Source organism: Acinetobacter pittii (genome assembly GCF_022449185.1).
In the GTDB taxonomy this organism is placed as follows: domain Bacteria; phylum Pseudomonadota; class Gammaproteobacteria; order Pseudomonadales; family Moraxellaceae; genus Acinetobacter; species Acinetobacter pittii_I.
The window spans coordinates 215945-230769 of the sequence record NZ_JAKUKO010000004.1 but is presented as its reverse complement, the minus strand read 5'-3'; the positions used below and the strand labels follow the sequence as shown (position 1 = coordinate 230769).

Annotated in this window: 12 protein-coding genes; 6 read left to right on the top strand and 6 right to left on the bottom strand. The window is 40.8% G+C overall.

The genetic code is table 11. The annotated features are described in order from the left end of the window. The first annotated feature begins 33 nt into the window (after positions 1–33). The gene (gene proA / locus MKX14_RS11400; protein WP_032005603.1) at positions 34–1299 is read left to right on the top strand and encodes a glutamate-5-semialdehyde dehydrogenase; all 1266 of its coding nucleotides are present in this window, start codon (positions 34–36) and stop codon (positions 1297–1299) included. Between the two features lie 75 nt (positions 1300–1374). Here proA and idnK read toward each other — a convergent pair whose 3' ends face one another. From idnK to edd, 4 genes are all read right to left on the bottom strand, one after another. Next, positions 1375–1887, bottom strand: a complete 513-nt coding sequence (idnK, locus tag MKX14_RS11395) for a gluconokinase (protein ID WP_108009450.1) — start codon at positions 1885–1887, stop codon at positions 1375–1377. Positions 1888–1904: 17 nt separating this feature from the next. Next, positions 1905–3263, bottom strand: a complete 1359-nt coding sequence (gene gntT / locus MKX14_RS11390; protein WP_004794740.1) for a gluconate:H+ symporter — start codon at positions 3261–3263, stop codon at positions 1905–1907. Between the two features lie 185 nt (positions 3264–3448). Then, positions 3449–4078 carry a bifunctional 4-hydroxy-2-oxoglutarate aldolase/2-dehydro-3-deoxy-phosphogluconate aldolase gene (gene eda / locus MKX14_RS11385; RefSeq protein ID WP_046811421.1) on the bottom strand — a complete coding sequence of 210 codons (630 nt, stop codon included), beginning with the start codon at positions 4076–4078 and terminating at the stop codon, positions 3449–3451. 20 nt (positions 4079–4098) lie between these two features. After that, complete coding sequence (gene edd / locus MKX14_RS11380) at positions 4099–5952, bottom strand: phosphogluconate dehydratase (protein WP_240282474.1); 1854 nt, start codon at positions 5950–5952, stop codon at positions 4099–4101. 658 nt (positions 5953–6610) lie between these two features. Between edd and MKX14_RS11375 the strand changes: the two genes are divergently transcribed. From MKX14_RS11375 to MKX14_RS11355, 5 genes are all read left to right on the top strand, one after another. Continuing rightward, entirely contained in the window at positions 6611–6730 is a 120-nt protein-coding gene (locus MKX14_RS11375; protein WP_014208326.1) for a hypothetical protein, read from the top strand. Continuing rightward, entirely contained in the window at positions 6712–7914 is a 1203-nt protein-coding gene (gene ackA / locus MKX14_RS11370; RefSeq protein ID WP_005079149.1) for an acetate/propionate family kinase, read from the top strand. The genes MKX14_RS11375 and ackA overlap by 19 nt, the downstream gene beginning before the upstream one ends. A 45-nt stretch (positions 7915–7959) precedes the next feature. Next, the gene (pta, locus tag MKX14_RS11365) at positions 7960–10104 is read left to right on the top strand and encodes a phosphate acetyltransferase (RefSeq protein ID WP_240282473.1); all 2145 of its coding nucleotides are present in this window, start codon (positions 7960–7962) and stop codon (positions 10102–10104) included. A gap of 228 nt (positions 10105–10332) precedes the next feature. Then, complete coding sequence (gene fumA, locus MKX14_RS11360; RefSeq protein WP_002115045.1) at positions 10333–11859, top strand: fumarate hydratase; 1527 nt, start codon at positions 10333–10335, stop codon at positions 11857–11859. 142 nt (positions 11860–12001) lie between these two features. Beyond that, positions 12002–12556 carry a DUF2059 domain-containing protein gene (locus MKX14_RS11355; RefSeq protein WP_240282472.1) on the top strand — a complete coding sequence of 185 codons (555 nt, stop codon included), beginning with the start codon at positions 12002–12004 and terminating at the stop codon, positions 12554–12556. Positions 12557–12580: 24 nt separating this feature from the next. Here MKX14_RS11355 and MKX14_RS11350 read toward each other — a convergent pair whose 3' ends face one another. Next, complete coding sequence (locus MKX14_RS11350; RefSeq protein ID WP_240282471.1) at positions 12581–13297, bottom strand: DUF2846 domain-containing protein; 717 nt, start codon at positions 13295–13297, stop codon at positions 12581–12583. 152 nt (positions 13298–13449) lie between these two features. Then, positions 13450–14763 carry an ATP-dependent Clp protease ATP-binding subunit ClpX gene (clpX, locus tag MKX14_RS11345; protein ID WP_002114726.1) on the bottom strand — a complete coding sequence of 438 codons (1314 nt, stop codon included), beginning with the start codon at positions 14761–14763 and terminating at the stop codon, positions 13450–13452. Positions 14764–14825: the final 62 nt, after the last annotated feature.

Below are 14825 nucleotides of genomic sequence, written 5' to 3'. Positions count from 1 at the left end.
ATCTTACTCATTGGTAAATGATTAAAAAATGCTATGCAAGATTCAATTGAACAATATATGCAAAAAGTTGGGCAACAAGCACGCGAGGCCTCACGCGTTTTAACAAGTGCTTCAACCTCACTAAAAAATCATGCACTCTCTGCTATTTATACTGCTTTAGAAAATAATCAGGCAGCAATCTTGGCGGCGAATCAAATCGACATGGATAAAGGTCGTAGCAATCAGCTCGACAGTGCCTTACTTGATCGTCTTGAGCTTACGCCCGCACGCTTTAAAGGGATGTTGCAAGGTTTAAAAGATGTGATCGCGCTTGTCGATCCAATTGGGGAAATTACTGATCTTGCATACCGCCCCACCGGCATTCAAATTGGAAAAATGCGTGTACCTTTAGGTGTTGTTGGGATGATTTACGAATCACGTCCAAACGTAACTCTTGAAGCTGCATCTTTAGCGATTAAATCTGGCAACGCCATTATTTTACGTGGTGGTTCAGAAGCACTCGAGTCAAATAAAGCAATTGCTGAAGCGATTAAGCATGGCTTAAAAGTTGCTGGCTTACCTGAAGATTCAGTTCAAGTGATTAACACTTCTGACCGCGCGGCTGTTGGTCATCTTATTACCATGGCGGAATATGTAGATGTAATCGTTCCACGTGGCGGTAAAAGCTTAATTGAGCGTGTCACTAACGAAGCGCGTATTCCGGTGATTAAACATCTTGACGGTAACTGCCATGTATTTGTTGAAGCACAAGCAGATTTGCAAAAAGCTTTACCAATTACATTAAATGCAAAAACACATCGTTACGGCGTTTGTAATGCGATGGAAACGCTATTGGTTGATGAAAAAATTGCAGACGTTTTCTTACCACGTATTGCCGAACTATATGCTGAAAAACAAGTTGAGTTACGCGGTTGTCCAGAGACACGCCGTATTTTGGGTGCCTCTGTAAAACCTGCGACAGAAGAAGATTGGTATACCGAATATTTAGGGCCAATTCTTGCTGTCAAAGTGGTTAGCGGTATTGATGAAGCAATTGACCATATCAACAAATATGGTTCACATCACACTGATGCCATTGTGACAGAAAACTATACTTTGGCTCGTCAGTTCTTGGCTCGTGTAGATTCAAGTTCAGTCGTGATTAATGCTTCAACTCGTTTTGCTGATGGTTTCGAATATGGTTTAGGCGCAGAAATTGGTATCTCTACAGATAAAATCCATGCCCGCGGCCCAGTTGGTTTAGAAGGCTTAACTTCACAAAAATGGATTGTGTTAGGTGACGGACAAATTCGCCAATAATTAATCTATTGGTTCAAACAAAAACGCCTGATTTTGATCAGGCGTTTTTGGTTTTAGCATGATATTTTTTAATGATTATTCCTGACATACATCGCTGACTACACCAAGTTGCTGCATGACTTGCGCAACAATTTGTTCAGGCGTCAAAGCAATATCAATAGCAATTGCTTCATGAAGATCTGGTTCTTCTAATGTATCTAGCTGAGTTTGTAGCAATGAGGGATCAAAGAAATGACCTGATCTTGCTGCAAGTCGTTGCTGTAATAACTCATAAGAACCTTTTAAGTAGACAAACTTAACATTCTGGTCCTGCCCTCTTAAAATATCGCGATACATACGTTTTAAAGATGAGCATGTAAATACAGCCGTTTCACCGTCTCTTTGTTTGGTTTCAATGACCTCACGAATTGCCTGTAACCATGGCAAGCGGTCTTCATCAGTTAAAGGGATACCTTGACTCATCTTACTTTTATTTGCAGCTGAATGAAGCGTATCGCCATCAAGGAACTCACAAGCCAAACGCTCTGATAACAACTCACCAATCAGCGTTTTACCTGTTCCACAGACACCCATTGCAATCACAATCATGGATTACTCACCTTTAATTATAAAATAGTGCTAAGCAGTAGCGTGAAAGATAAACCCAACACTGAAATGATCGTTTCCAATACTGACCAAGTCTTGAGCGTCTGCCCTACTGTCATACCAAAATATTCTTTGATTAACCAGAATCCTGCGTCATTTACATGTGAGAAAACTAATGAACCCGAACCTGTGGCAAGTACTAAAAGTTCTGGCCTAACTGCAACACCAGCCGTTGCTGCAATTGGAGCAACAATGCTACACGCTGTAGCCATAGCCACCGTTGCCGATCCTGTTGCCAAACGAATTAATGCTGCAACAAACCAGCCCAACAATAACGGCGACAGGTTTGCCTTCAATGCTGTAGAAACAATCTCATTAGAAATACCGGTGTCACGCAAAATGCCACCAAAACCACCACCAGCACCTACAATCAACATAATCCCAGCAATAGAAGCTAAACATCCGCCGCAGAATTTTTCAATTTGTTCACGGTTAAAGCCCTGCATCGTACCGAAAGTAATAAAGCTGACCAGTACAGCAATAAGCAATGCGATATCAGAAGTACCAATAAAACGTAGTAAGTCGTTTGCAAAAGTTTGTGGTGCAAAGAAAAGATCTGCCCAGCTACCGATCAACATTAATACTACAGGCAGCATAATTGTGAATAAGGTAATCCCAAAGCTTGGTAGCTCACGAGTTCTATTGGTATCTGCTTCAATAAACTGCTTCGCTAACGGATTATTTTCGGGCAATTTAACGTATTTATTAATCCAAAGTGCATACAGTGGTCCAGCAACAATAGCCGTTGGCACACCAACGATCAGACTATAAGCAATCGTTTTACCAATATCAGCATGATAAGCCTGTACTGCCAACAGTGCCGCTGGATGTGGTGGAATTAACCCATGCACAACCGATAAACCGGCAACCATTGGTAAGCCAACAACCAATAAAGATTTACCTGTCCGTTTAGCAATGTTGAATGCAATTGGAATGAGTAGAACGAAACCTACTTCGAAAAATACGGGAAGCCCAACAATAAGGGCAATAAACATCATGGCCCAGTGAATATTTTTCTCACCAAACCACTTAATTAAAGTAATTGCTATTCGCTCTGCACCACCAGACTCGGCCATCATTTTACCGAGCATCGTTCCTAGTGCGATTACAATCGCAAGGTGGCCTAAGGTTTTACCTGTACCGGCTTCATAAGACTTAACAATATCACCCATTGGCATGCCAACAGCCAAGGCTAAACCGAGTGAAACAATAATAAGAACTAAAAATGGATAAATTCTAAACTTCGCGATCATGACCACTAAAGCAATAATCGCGATTACAGTGTAGATCAGTAACATGCCACCCTGAACCGTCTCCATGGGACACTTCTCCTTGGAATAATTATTTAGGCACACTACCTAAACAAGGGTCTTCAACCACAGTAATTCCTACTGTTAAGACATTAAATTTTTATATTTAGGTGTGACCAACACAAACTGGTCACATCAATACAGCCTTTAAAGCACATAGAATGCACTTCATTTTTTATAAATATTGTCTACATTTACAAAGCTCTCAACTGACTCGCAATTTGTGCCAAGCGAGTAATTTCAGCCCAGTCTTGGGCAGCTACAGTAGCTTTAGGTGTTAACCATGAACCACCTACACAAACCACGTTAGGTTGCTTTAAGAAATCTGGCGCTGACTCTGCAGTAATTCCACCAGTCGGACAAAAGCGCAAGTTTGGAAATGGGCCATAAAATGCTTTTAGCATCTCAACGCCGCCAGCCTGTTGAGCTGGAAAGAACTTCACAATGTCATAACCCAATTCAATCGCTTGAATCAGGTCACTTGGTGTCATCACACCCGGCAATAGAGGTAAGCCAGCATCTTGGGCAGCCAAATGCAGATCTTTAGTCAAACCAGGAGATACCCCAAATTGAGCGCCTGCTTTTTTGGCTTGAGCACAGTGTTCTGGTTTGGTAATTGTTCCTACACCCACCACAATATCATCTGCCAATTGGCTAGCACGCTCGATAGCAGCAAGACCCGCAGCGGTACGTAAGGTAATTTCAAGGACTTTCACGCCACCTGTATGTAAAGCACGTGATACATCCTCACCTTGCTCGGCAGAATCAAATGCCAATACAGGGATGACTGGGCCTAATTTGACGATATCTTCAATTTTAATCATTATTTTTCAGTTCCTTTGACTCAAATCTGCTCTGGTGAATTTTCACCAACCAATGCACCAAATACAGATGCCCCATGTTCAGCTGGCGCAGCAGCAGCACGGAAAACACCAAATAATTCACGGCCAAAGCCAACTTCGTTTTCTGTCTGATGTTCTGGCTGTGCAACAGGGCGTGACTGCCATACATCTTCATCTATTTCAACATCAAGTACGCCAGCCTCAGCATCAATAATCAACATATCGCCTGTTTGCACTTTAGCAATCGGCCCATTTAGTAAGGCCTCTGGAGATAAATGAATCACCGCAGGAACTTTACCTGAAGCACCAGACATACGCCCATCAGTGACTAAAGCAACGTGGAAACCTTGATCTTGTAAAACACCCAACACAGGCGTTAAACGATGCAATTCAGGCATACCATTCGCACGCGCACCTTGGAAACGAACAACTGCAATAAAGTCTCGGTGTAATTCACCACGATCAAAAGCAGCTTGCACTGCTTCTTGCGAATCAAACACAATTGCCGGAGCTTTAACTTTACGATGCTCTGGCGCAACAGCAGAAATCTTGATCACACCACGACCAAGGCGACCCTGCATTAAACGCAAGCCACCATCTGGTTGAAACGGCGCATCAATGCTACGTAAAACTTTGTCATCAAGGCTTTGAACCACACCGCCAACCCAAGTGAGCTTACCGTCAATCAGTTTTGGTTCTTTGGTGTAATGCTGCAAACCTTTACCAGCCACTGTCGTTACATCGTTATGCAACAGACCAGCTTCAAGTAAGTTACGAATGAGGAAAGCTACCCCACCCGCAGCTTGGAAATGGTTTACATCGGCCTTACCATTTGGATAGATTTTTGCGAGCAATGGAACAACAGCAGACAACTCATCAAAGTCGTCCCAATCAATCAAGATACCAGCAGCACGAGCAATCGCAATCAAATGCAAAGTATGATTGGTTGACCCACCTGTCGCGAGCAATGCCACGATGCCGTTTATAATTGCTTTTTCATCGACAACATGACCAATCGGCGTGTAGTTTCCACGCTCAACTGTTAAATCAAGTACACGAATCGCTGCTTCTGCGGTGAGTACATCACGTAATGGTGTGTGAGGATGAACAAATGCGGCACTTGGCAAATGTAAGCCCATTACTTCCATCAGCATTTGATTACTGTTGGCTGTACCATAAAAAGTACAAGTCCCTTGTCCGTGATAAGCAGCTGACTCAGCTTCTAGCAAAGCATCTCGGCCAACCTGACCCGTTGCAAATTGCTGACGAATTTTGGCTTTCTCATCGTTAGATAGACCACTGGTCATTGGACCAGCTGGCACAAAAATAGTAGGTAAATAGCCAAACTGCAGAGCACCAATCAGTAAGCCCGGCACAATTTTATCGCAAACGCCCAGACATAAAGCTGCGTCAAACATGTTATGAGACAATGCAATCGCTGTGCTCATCGCAATGGTTTCACGAGAGAACAAAGATAGTTCCATGCCAGCATTACCTTGGGTAATACCGTCACACATCGCAGGAACACCACCTGCAAACTGTGCCACGCCACCATTCTCACGAGCAGCTGTTTTAATTAAATCTGGAAAAGTTTTATAAGGTGCGTGAGCCGACAGCATTTCGTTATATGAAGATACGATGCCAATATTTGGTTCACGGCCTACTTTAATAATTAATTTTTCATTATCGTCCATACCGGCAAAACCATGAGCCAGATTGGCACATGAAAGTGCTCCACGAGCAGGAAATTTGCCTTGTGCATGTTCAATACGTTGTAAATATGCAGAACGAGTTTTTTGACTACGTGCGATTACACGCTCGGTCACTTTTGCCAATACTGGATTCGGCAAGTCCATGCTGGACGCTCCTGTACAACCGGATAAGCCGGAAAATAAAAATAGACCAAATGATATATTTCTTATGATCATTTGAAAAAGGATGAACAATATTATTCACGCAAAAAGCGACATGCAACCCCAGCCAATCCTGCTGTAATGGCCTCAGCACAAGCTTTATAGAGATAGTAAGTTTATATTTTAGACAAAAGACTTATTTAATATTTAGGTATGTTTACAGCTAAACCAAATCTCAAAAATACAGTAAATTTATTGTAAATCAACATAATAAAATATATTTAACAATATATAAATGATGAGCTTTTCATTCTAATTTTTAGTACTTATAAATCCATATTAGGTTCTTTTTAACTCCCTTAAATACCATCAAAACTTAATTTCAATTACGTATATTATTTGTAATAGATGCTTAAAATTTAACTTAAAGAACCAACTCACTTATTCAATAAAGGTTTGGTTTCTACCATTTAAAATTCATCCTTCATTTGGGTTTATTTTTTCATAAATATATACAAAAAACTCATTTCTATGCGTATAAAAAAACAAGGAATACAGTGGTTAAGCTTTATACTGGACAAATATTAGTTACAAATAATTTGATGGTCGATAGTGCTTAAGTCTAATGGGCTAAAGTCTATCTTGGACAGAAAAACAACACATGTTAAAACATGACAACCCGTTCAATCTGTATCGAAAAATAATACATCTTGAACAGGAAGTTAGGAAAACTATTTTAAATCAGGACTTGGGTATTTCAACGTGGCTACATCAGTATTAGTTATCAATTGCGGCTCTTCATCTATTAAATACGCACTGGTTTCAGAGCGTCGTGAAGATCGTATTTACGGTTTAGCAGAAAACTTGGGGGCAGCTGATGCTCGTATTAAGGGAATTACAGTAGGTGGTGAACCACTTGAACTTTCAATTCCTTATGCTGACCATGCCAAAGCTTTAGAAACTTTACTTGCACGTCTTGCCAACTACAAACCGCAAGCAATCGGACATCGTGTTGTGCACGGTGGTAGTTTAACCAAAGCAGAATTACTCACTCCTGAAATTATTGAACGTATTCGTGCAGCAACGCCTTTGGCTCCGCTTCATAATCCAGCACATTTAATTGGTATTGACGCAACCGTACGCCTATTTCCTGAATTACCTCAGGTTGCCGTATTTGATACTGCATTCCATCAAACCATGCCACCGCATGCATATCGTTATGCAATTCCTAAATTTTTATATACTGACCATAACGTCCGCCGTTATGGCTTCCATGGTACAAGCCATGCTTATGTGTCTGATAAAGCGAGTGAGCTCGCAGGTAACTTGAAAAAAGGTGGATGGTTAACAGCGCATCTAGGAAACGGCAGTTCAACTTGCGCAGTGTGGAATGGACAAAGTGTTGATACTTCTATGGGCCTTACTCCGCTTGAAGGTGTAGTGATGGGAACACGTAGTGGGGATGTCGACCCAAGCTTACATAGCTTCCTTGCGAAAAACCTCGGTTGGGACTTAGCAAAAATTGATAAAGTTTTAAATAACGAAAGTGGCTTATTAGGTTTATCTCAACTGTCTAACGACATGCGTACAGTGATTGAAGCTGCTGAAAATGGCAATGAAGATGCTTGCCTTGCAATTGAAGTCTTTAGTTATCGCCTTGCAAAATCACTTGCTGCATTAAGCTGTGGTTTACCAACTTTAGACGGCTTAATCTTCACTGGCGGTATTGGCGAGAACTCAGCCTATATTCGTGAAAAAACCTTAGCGTATTTACCTCATTTTGGTTTGCAGCTTGATAAAGATCAAAACAACAACCTAAAACGTGGCACTGAAGGCCGAATCGACAACGGAACAGGACCTCAAATTTGGGTCATTCCTACAGATGAAGAAGGCCGTATTGCCAAAGAAACTCGTCAAGTTGTTGAAGCAGCAGAAAATACAGCATCTGTAGCAAGCCTTGCTTAATTAGAGCTTAGCGAAAACTCGATATTCGTTTATTTATAGGTTTATATGAATACAATTTTATTGATTCCTACAGGTGAAGGGGTTGGCCTAACCTCTGCCTGCTTAGGTATGATTTACGCACTTGATTGCAACGGGATTAAAGCTGGCTTTTTAAAACCATTTTCTCAAGAAGACCAAGAGCATCTTGACCGAACCACTTCATTATTTGGTCATTTATTTCAAAGTAAAACTGTTCAATCTATTTCGCATGAAAAATTAACTCAGCTTATTGCCGCTGGGGAAGTAGATGAATTACTTGAAGAAGCTGTTAGTCTCCACCGTAGCGTTGCAGCAGACCATGATGTCATTATTGTGGAAGGCTTATTACCTAACGGACAAGACCACTTCGCCAGTGAACTCAACGCAAGTCTTGCTCAAGCACTTGATGCAGAAGTCGTGCTGGTCAGCACAGCAGATATTCAAAACCCGAAAAAAGCAGCAGAAAAAGTAGATGCTCATTTACGCCAGTTTGGTGGAGCAACATCAAATCGTACTGCTGGTGTACTGTTTATGCGTACCCGTGGATTAACTGAAGAAACAGCACAAATTCCTGTTGCGTTTGATCCATCATTACGACCGACTGAAGAAATCGTAAAATTTACGACTGAACTGCAAAAATATAATCGTTATTTTGGTTCTAGTGATTTACCGATTATTGGGCTGGTTCCATTTAGTAACACGCTAAGTGTACCTAGAACACTTGATATTGCAAATGTCATTGATGGGCAATGGGTACATCAAGGTGAAGCTAAAACACGTCGTATTTTGCATTCAAGTTTAATTGCTTCAAGCATTGAATACGAACTGAATAAATTTATTGCAGGCGAATTGATTATTAGCGCATCTGAGCGTACCGACGTTTTACTTGCAAGTAGTTTGGCAACCAGCAATGGTATTCCTCTTGCAGGTTTGGTACTTACCGAAAGAGAAGCGCCAGCACCAGAGCTTTTAGACTTTTGTCAAAGTGCAATTAAACAAGGTTTGCCGATTTTACATACTCGTTTAAACACACTTGAAACTGCTCAGCGTTTATCTAATTTTGGCAATGAGATTCCAACTGACGATACTGAACGTGCTGAGCAAGTGACCCGATTTGTTTCAAGTCATATTGATGTCGAATGGCTTAAACAGCACAGCAACAATGCCGCTACCCCTCGCCTGTCACCGTCGGCTTTCCGTCATGAATTGGTGCAAAAATCAATTGCAGCAAAAAAACGGATTGTGCTACCTGAAGGTGATGAACCGCGCACCATTCAAGCTGCAGCAATTTGTCAGGCACGTGGCATTGCCGACTGTATTTTGCTGGCTAAACCAGATGCTGTGCACGATGTTGCAAAAGCACGTGGTATTGAATTACCGGCCGAATTGGCAATTGTCGACCCCGATAGTATTCGTGATCAATACGTTGCACCAATGGTTGAGCTACGTAAAGGTAAACTCAATGAGCTTCAAGCGAAAGAGCAGCTTCAAGATACCGTTGTGCTTGGCACCATGATGTTAGCTTTAGATCAAGTCGATGGTTTAGTTTCAGGAGCGGTACACACCACAGCAAATACGGTCCGCCCAGCATTCCAACTCATCAAGACAGCACCTGAATATTCACTGGTTTCATCAATATTTTTTATGCTTTTGCCAGATGAAGTTTATGTGTATGGCGACTGTGCAATTAACCCAGACCCAACAGCAGAGCAACTTGCTGAAATTGCAATTCAGTCTGCTGACTCAGCGAAAGCTTTTGGAATTGACCCACGTATTGCCATGATCAGCTACTCAACCGGTACTTCCGGAACAGGCGCTGATGTTGAAAAAGTACAGCAAGCAACTCAAATTGCTCAACAACGTCGTCCTGACTTACTGATTGATGGTCCACTTCAATACGATGCAGCTTCAGTTGAAAGCGTAGGACGTCAAAAGGCACCAGACTCACGCGTTGCTGGCCGCGCAAATGTATTTATTTTCCCAGACTTAAATACAGGCAATACAACTTATAAAGCAGTACAACGTGCTGCAAATGTTGTAAGTGTAGGTCCAATGCTGCAAGGCCTCAACAAACCAGTCAATGACTTGTCTCGAGGAGCATTGGTAGATGACATCGTCTTTACCATTGCATTAACCGCAATTCAGGCAGAACAGCAAGCCGCTGCCAAATAATTAATATAATTCACCTTTACTACCTCTCGCCATTTGATGTCCGCTCAAATGGCTTTTTTTATTTTAGTCATTCAAAAATAAATAATTTTCCAATTTCTCTCTTTTAAATCACATCAATATGTTCTTATGCGACTTTCGGTCAAAAGATCAACCAATCTCCCACAACACTGTCTTTTTGTCATATAATTTAGCCCGCTAGCTAACAGCCCGCTCAAGAGATTTTCTGGTATGACAACGATTATCAAACAAGATGACTTGATTACATCGATCAAGGACGCCCTACAGTTTATTTCGTACTATCACCCGCAAGACTTTATCCAAGCGATGAGCCGTGCTTATGATCGCGAAGAAAACAAAGCCGCAAAGGATGCAATTGCACAGATTCTAATTAACTCTCGCATGTGTGCGGAAGGTCATCGTCCAATTTGCCAAGATACTGGTATTGTTAACGTTTTCCTTGAAGTGGGCTTAGATGTTAAATTTGATTTAACGATGAGCTTAGACGATGCAGTAAACGAAGGTGTTCGCCAAGGTTACCTTGAAAACAGCAACGTTCTTCGTGCTTCTGTACTTGCTGACCCTGCATTTGGTCGTAAAAATACAAAAGATAATACCCCTGCTGTAATTCACTACAAACTCGTTCCGGGTAACAAAGTAGATATTACTGTTGCTGCTAAAGGTGGCGGTTCAGAAAACAAATCTAAACTTGCGATGCTTAACCCATCTGACTCAATTGTTGACTGGGTACTTAAAACTGTTCCAACTATGGGTGCAGGCTGGTGTCCTCCTGGCATGCTCGGTATTGGTATTGGTGGTACTGCTGAAAAAGCCATGATGCTTGCTAAAGAAGCGCTCATGGAAGAAATCAACATGGATGAATTACTTCGTCGTGGACCAGAGAACAAAATCGAAGAACTTCGTATCGAAATCTTTGAAAAAGTAAATGCACTTGGTATTGGGGCACAAGGTCTTGGCGGTTTAACGACTGTTCTTGATATTAAAATCAAAGATTACCCATGTCACGCTGCTGGTAAACCAGTAGGCATGATTCCTAACTGTGCTGCGACTCGTCATGCTCACTTCCAGCTTGATGGTACAGGTGTAGCTCATATTCAAGCACCAAAACTTGAAGACTACCCTTCTGTAACTTGGGACTCTTCACAGTCTAAACGCGTAAACCTTGATACCATTACTCAAGAAGAAATGGACTCTTGGAAACCAGGTGACACATTACTTCTTAGCGGAACAATGTACACAGGTCGTGATGCTGCGCACAAACGTATGGTTGAAATGATCGACAATGGTGAAGAATTACCAGTTGATCTTAAAGGTAAATTTATTTACTACGTTGGCCCTGTTGATCCAGTGGGTGATGAAGTTGTTGGTCCTGCTGGCCCTACAACTGCAACACGTATGGATAAATTCACACGTAAAGTATTAGAACATACTGGCCTATTCGGTATGATCGGTAAAGCTGACCGTGGTCCTACAGCAATTGAAGCAATCAAAGACAACAAAGCAACTTACTTAATGGCAGTTGGTGGTGCGGCTTACCTCGTATCTAAAGCTGTTCGTGAAGCTGAAGTTGTTGCATTTGCAGACTTAGGTATGGAAGCCATCTACAAATTCGTAGTTGAAGATATGCCTGTTTCTGTTGCAGTTGACGTAAATGGTACTTCAATTCACGCAGTAGCTCCAAAAATCTGGCAAGCGAAAATTGGAAAAATTCCAGTAGTCGATGCAGCAGCTGGCTAATCAAGAAAAGCACCGAATTCGGTGCTTTTTTTATGCATTCTTTTTTTATTTTAAAATCTGAAAAAAATTGTAACAATTAGTTCGTCAATCTATGCTATTAATGAAAGCACCCTCTCGCCAAATATTGAATATAGGTCATTTCATGACTATTCGCCCTATTCTTAAAAATCTCTCAATCAGCCTTTGTCTAAGCTGTATTACCACAAGCTTGTTTGCCTCTCCTGCCAAGTTAAGTTCAGTTAAAGAACTCATGCAAATGAGCCAAATTGATTACCTGCTTAAAGAATCAATTGATGAATTAACGCCTTACTATGATCAACAGGCAGAACAGATCGTTAGTAATATCACGGGTATCAAAACTTTAGGTCCAAAAGAAAAAGAGGCCGCGAAGAAGTTAGGTTCTCTCTTAAAAGATTCGAGCAATCAGCTCATTAGCAACCCAAAAACCACCCAAGCCTTACAGGATATTTACCTAAAGACTTATACTGAAGAGGAAATTCAGGCTAATCTGAAATTTTTAAAAACCCCAGAAGGCCAATCAATTACACGCAAGAACGTACAGATTATGGGACAAATTTCAGAATATATGATGGAGTTGGGACAGCAAACGTTTAATGACCCTAAAGCACGAGATCATATGCAAGAAGAAATACTTAAAATTCTTGCACCACTCATGAAAGATAAAGAAAAGTCTTAACTTTTCTTTATCTTTTGCAGCTCATTACCAAGTTAAAGGATTCCATAATTTAAATGGTTTAATCAGATGTACATCTGATTTCTCATCATATTTGGCTGGCTTTAATTCTTGTGGTTTATGACGGATCTTTCCTGAAGTATCTTCAGCAACAAAATTATAGCTAGAAGATTTAAGCTCGGTAAATGCTATCTCTCTACGTCCAATATTGTCTTGCATTAACATAAATGGACCAGTATGTTCACTTCGGTCCATTTTATTTTCTTCATCATATTTCAAATAATAAGACGTTCCCGCCTCAACAGTGATATCAATATATTTTGGTTCTTGAAAATGGATACCAAGTAAAGGGCGACTCGCGGAAAGGCGATACGTTCCTGCTGGTAACTCAATCCAGTAATAATGATTATGTAATAGACTCGGAATGCGCTTACCATTCACAAAGAGATTAATCGCTGCAATTTCCTGACGATTCCATTTTGTGTCTGGTCGATATAGATAAACTACAGCTGCCTGTTCATTTTGTGGTTTGATTGGAGCAAAAGTCTGACCCAATTTTTGGTTGACCCACCCTCCCACAGTAAAACCGCCTAAATGATATTGATCCAGTAAACCAGGTTCTTTTTCAACATCAACCTTAGGTAGAGTCGCGGTCAATTCACTCGAATTTTTTTCTAAATGAGATGAACTTTGACAGCCCACAAATAGTCCGGCACAGCACAAAGATACGATTAAATAACGCATGGCATCCCTCAAAGCGTTTTGTTTTTGATTTATTTTTTACACCGCAAAACTATGCGTATTTTGTATTTTTAAGATTAACACTACCCATATAAATTGAAAACAAAAAAAGCATGAATCACTAACGCGATTCATGCTTTTTAGATGAATGAAATCTATGCAGACTTCGAATCAATAACCTTTAAATCTGCCTTAGCAACACTTTCATGCGTTGCAGCTTCTTTAGGTTGACGTTCAGCCTGATAAACAGGTTCTGCTTCACCATTAATAACTGCTTCATTAATAATGACTGTTCCAACATCTGTACGACTTGGTAAATCATACATAGTTTCAAGCAGTACGTTTTCCATAATAGAACGTAGACCACGCGCCCCCGTATTACGTTCAAGCGCTTTTTTAGCAACAGCACGTAATGCAGAGTCTTCAAAGATCAGATCAACATTTTCCATAGTGAAAAGATATTGATATTGGCGTGTTAATGCATTTTTTGGCTCAGTCAAAATTTGCATTAAAGCTTCTTCGTCTAGCTCTTCAAGTGTAGCAATCACTGGTAAACGACCAATGAATTCTGGAATCAAACCAAATTTCACTAAGTCAGTTGGCTCAACCTGACGGAACAATTCAGCAAGCTTTTTGGTTTCATCTTTGTTTTTAACATCAGCTGTAAAACCAATACCGCCTTTCTCTTGACGCTGTTGTACAATTTTTTCCAAACCAGAAAATGCACCACCACAAATAAATAAGATATTTGAGGTGTCAATTTGGATAAACTCTTGCTGTGGATGCTTACGACCACCTTGAGGCGGAATCGAAGCAACTGTACCTTCAATCATTTTTAATAATGCTTGTTGTACACCTTCACCAGACACATCACGCGTAATTGATGGATTTTCAGATTTACGAGTAATCTTATCAATCTCATCAATATAGATAATGCCCTTCTGAGCCTTCTCTACATCGTAGTCTGCTTTTTGCAAAAGCTTTTGCACAATATTTTCAACATCCTCACCCACATAACCAGCTTCGGTTAATGTTGTTGCATCTGCCATAGCAAATGGAACATCTAAAAGGCGAGCTAATGTTTGCGCAAGTAAAGTTTTACCTGAGCCAGTAGGTCCAATCAGTAAGATATTACTTTTAGCAATTTCTACTTCTTTAGAGACATGGCCATTATGACCAACTTTTAAGCGTTTATAATGGTTATAAACCGCAACAGATAATGTCTTTTTGGCAAGATCTTGACCAATAACATATTGATCAAGCGCAGCACGTATTTCATGTGGTTTTGGCAATGCCTTACTCGCCCAGTCACCTGCTTCAACCTGTTGGCTGGTTTGTACAAGGTCTAAGCAGACATCCACACATTCATTACAAATATATGCGTCCTCACCTGCAATCAGTTTCCCGACTTCAGACTGCGTTTTACCGCAAAATGAACAATGTTTTTGTCCTTGAGGATGTTCGGACATATTCACTCCACAAATAGAATCTTAAATATTAGGGCAAGATGCACTGCATAAATAACTAAATG

Bases quoted from the DNA above. Each gene is read 5' to 3' on its own strand.
- proA (WP_032005603.1), top strand. From the start codon at position 34: ATGCAAGATTCAATTGAACAATATATGCAAAAAGTTGGGCAACAAGCA.
- idnK (WP_108009450.1), bottom strand. From the start codon at position 1,887: ATGATTGTGATTGCAATGGGTGTCTGTGGAACAGGTAAAACGCTGATT.
- gntT (WP_004794740.1), bottom strand. From the start codon at position 3,263: ATGGAGACGGTTCAGGGTGGCATGTTACTGATCTACACTGTAATCGCG.
- eda (WP_046811421.1), bottom strand. From the start codon at position 4,078: ATGATTAAAATTGAAGATATCGTCAAATTAGGCCCAGTCATCCCTGTA.
- edd (WP_240282474.1), bottom strand. From the start codon at position 5,952: ATGGACTTGCCGAATCCAGTATTGGCAAAAGTGACCGAGCGTGTAATC.
- MKX14_RS11375 (WP_014208326.1), top strand. From the start codon at position 6,611: ATGTTAAAACATGACAACCCGTTCAATCTGTATCGAAAAATAATACAT.
- pta (WP_240282473.1), top strand. From the start codon at position 7,960: ATGAATACAATTTTATTGATTCCTACAGGTGAAGGGGTTGGCCTAACC.
- fumA (WP_002115045.1), top strand. From the start codon at position 10,333: ATGACAACGATTATCAAACAAGATGACTTGATTACATCGATCAAGGAC.
- MKX14_RS11355 (WP_240282472.1), top strand. From the start codon at position 12,002: ATGACTATTCGCCCTATTCTTAAAAATCTCTCAATCAGCCTTTGTCTA.
- MKX14_RS11350 (WP_240282471.1), bottom strand. From the start codon at position 13,297: ATGCGTTATTTAATCGTATCTTTGTGCTGTGCCGGACTATTTGTGGGC.
- clpX (WP_002114726.1), bottom strand. From the start codon at position 14,763: ATGTCCGAACATCCTCAAGGACAAAAACATTGTTCATTTTGCGGTAAA.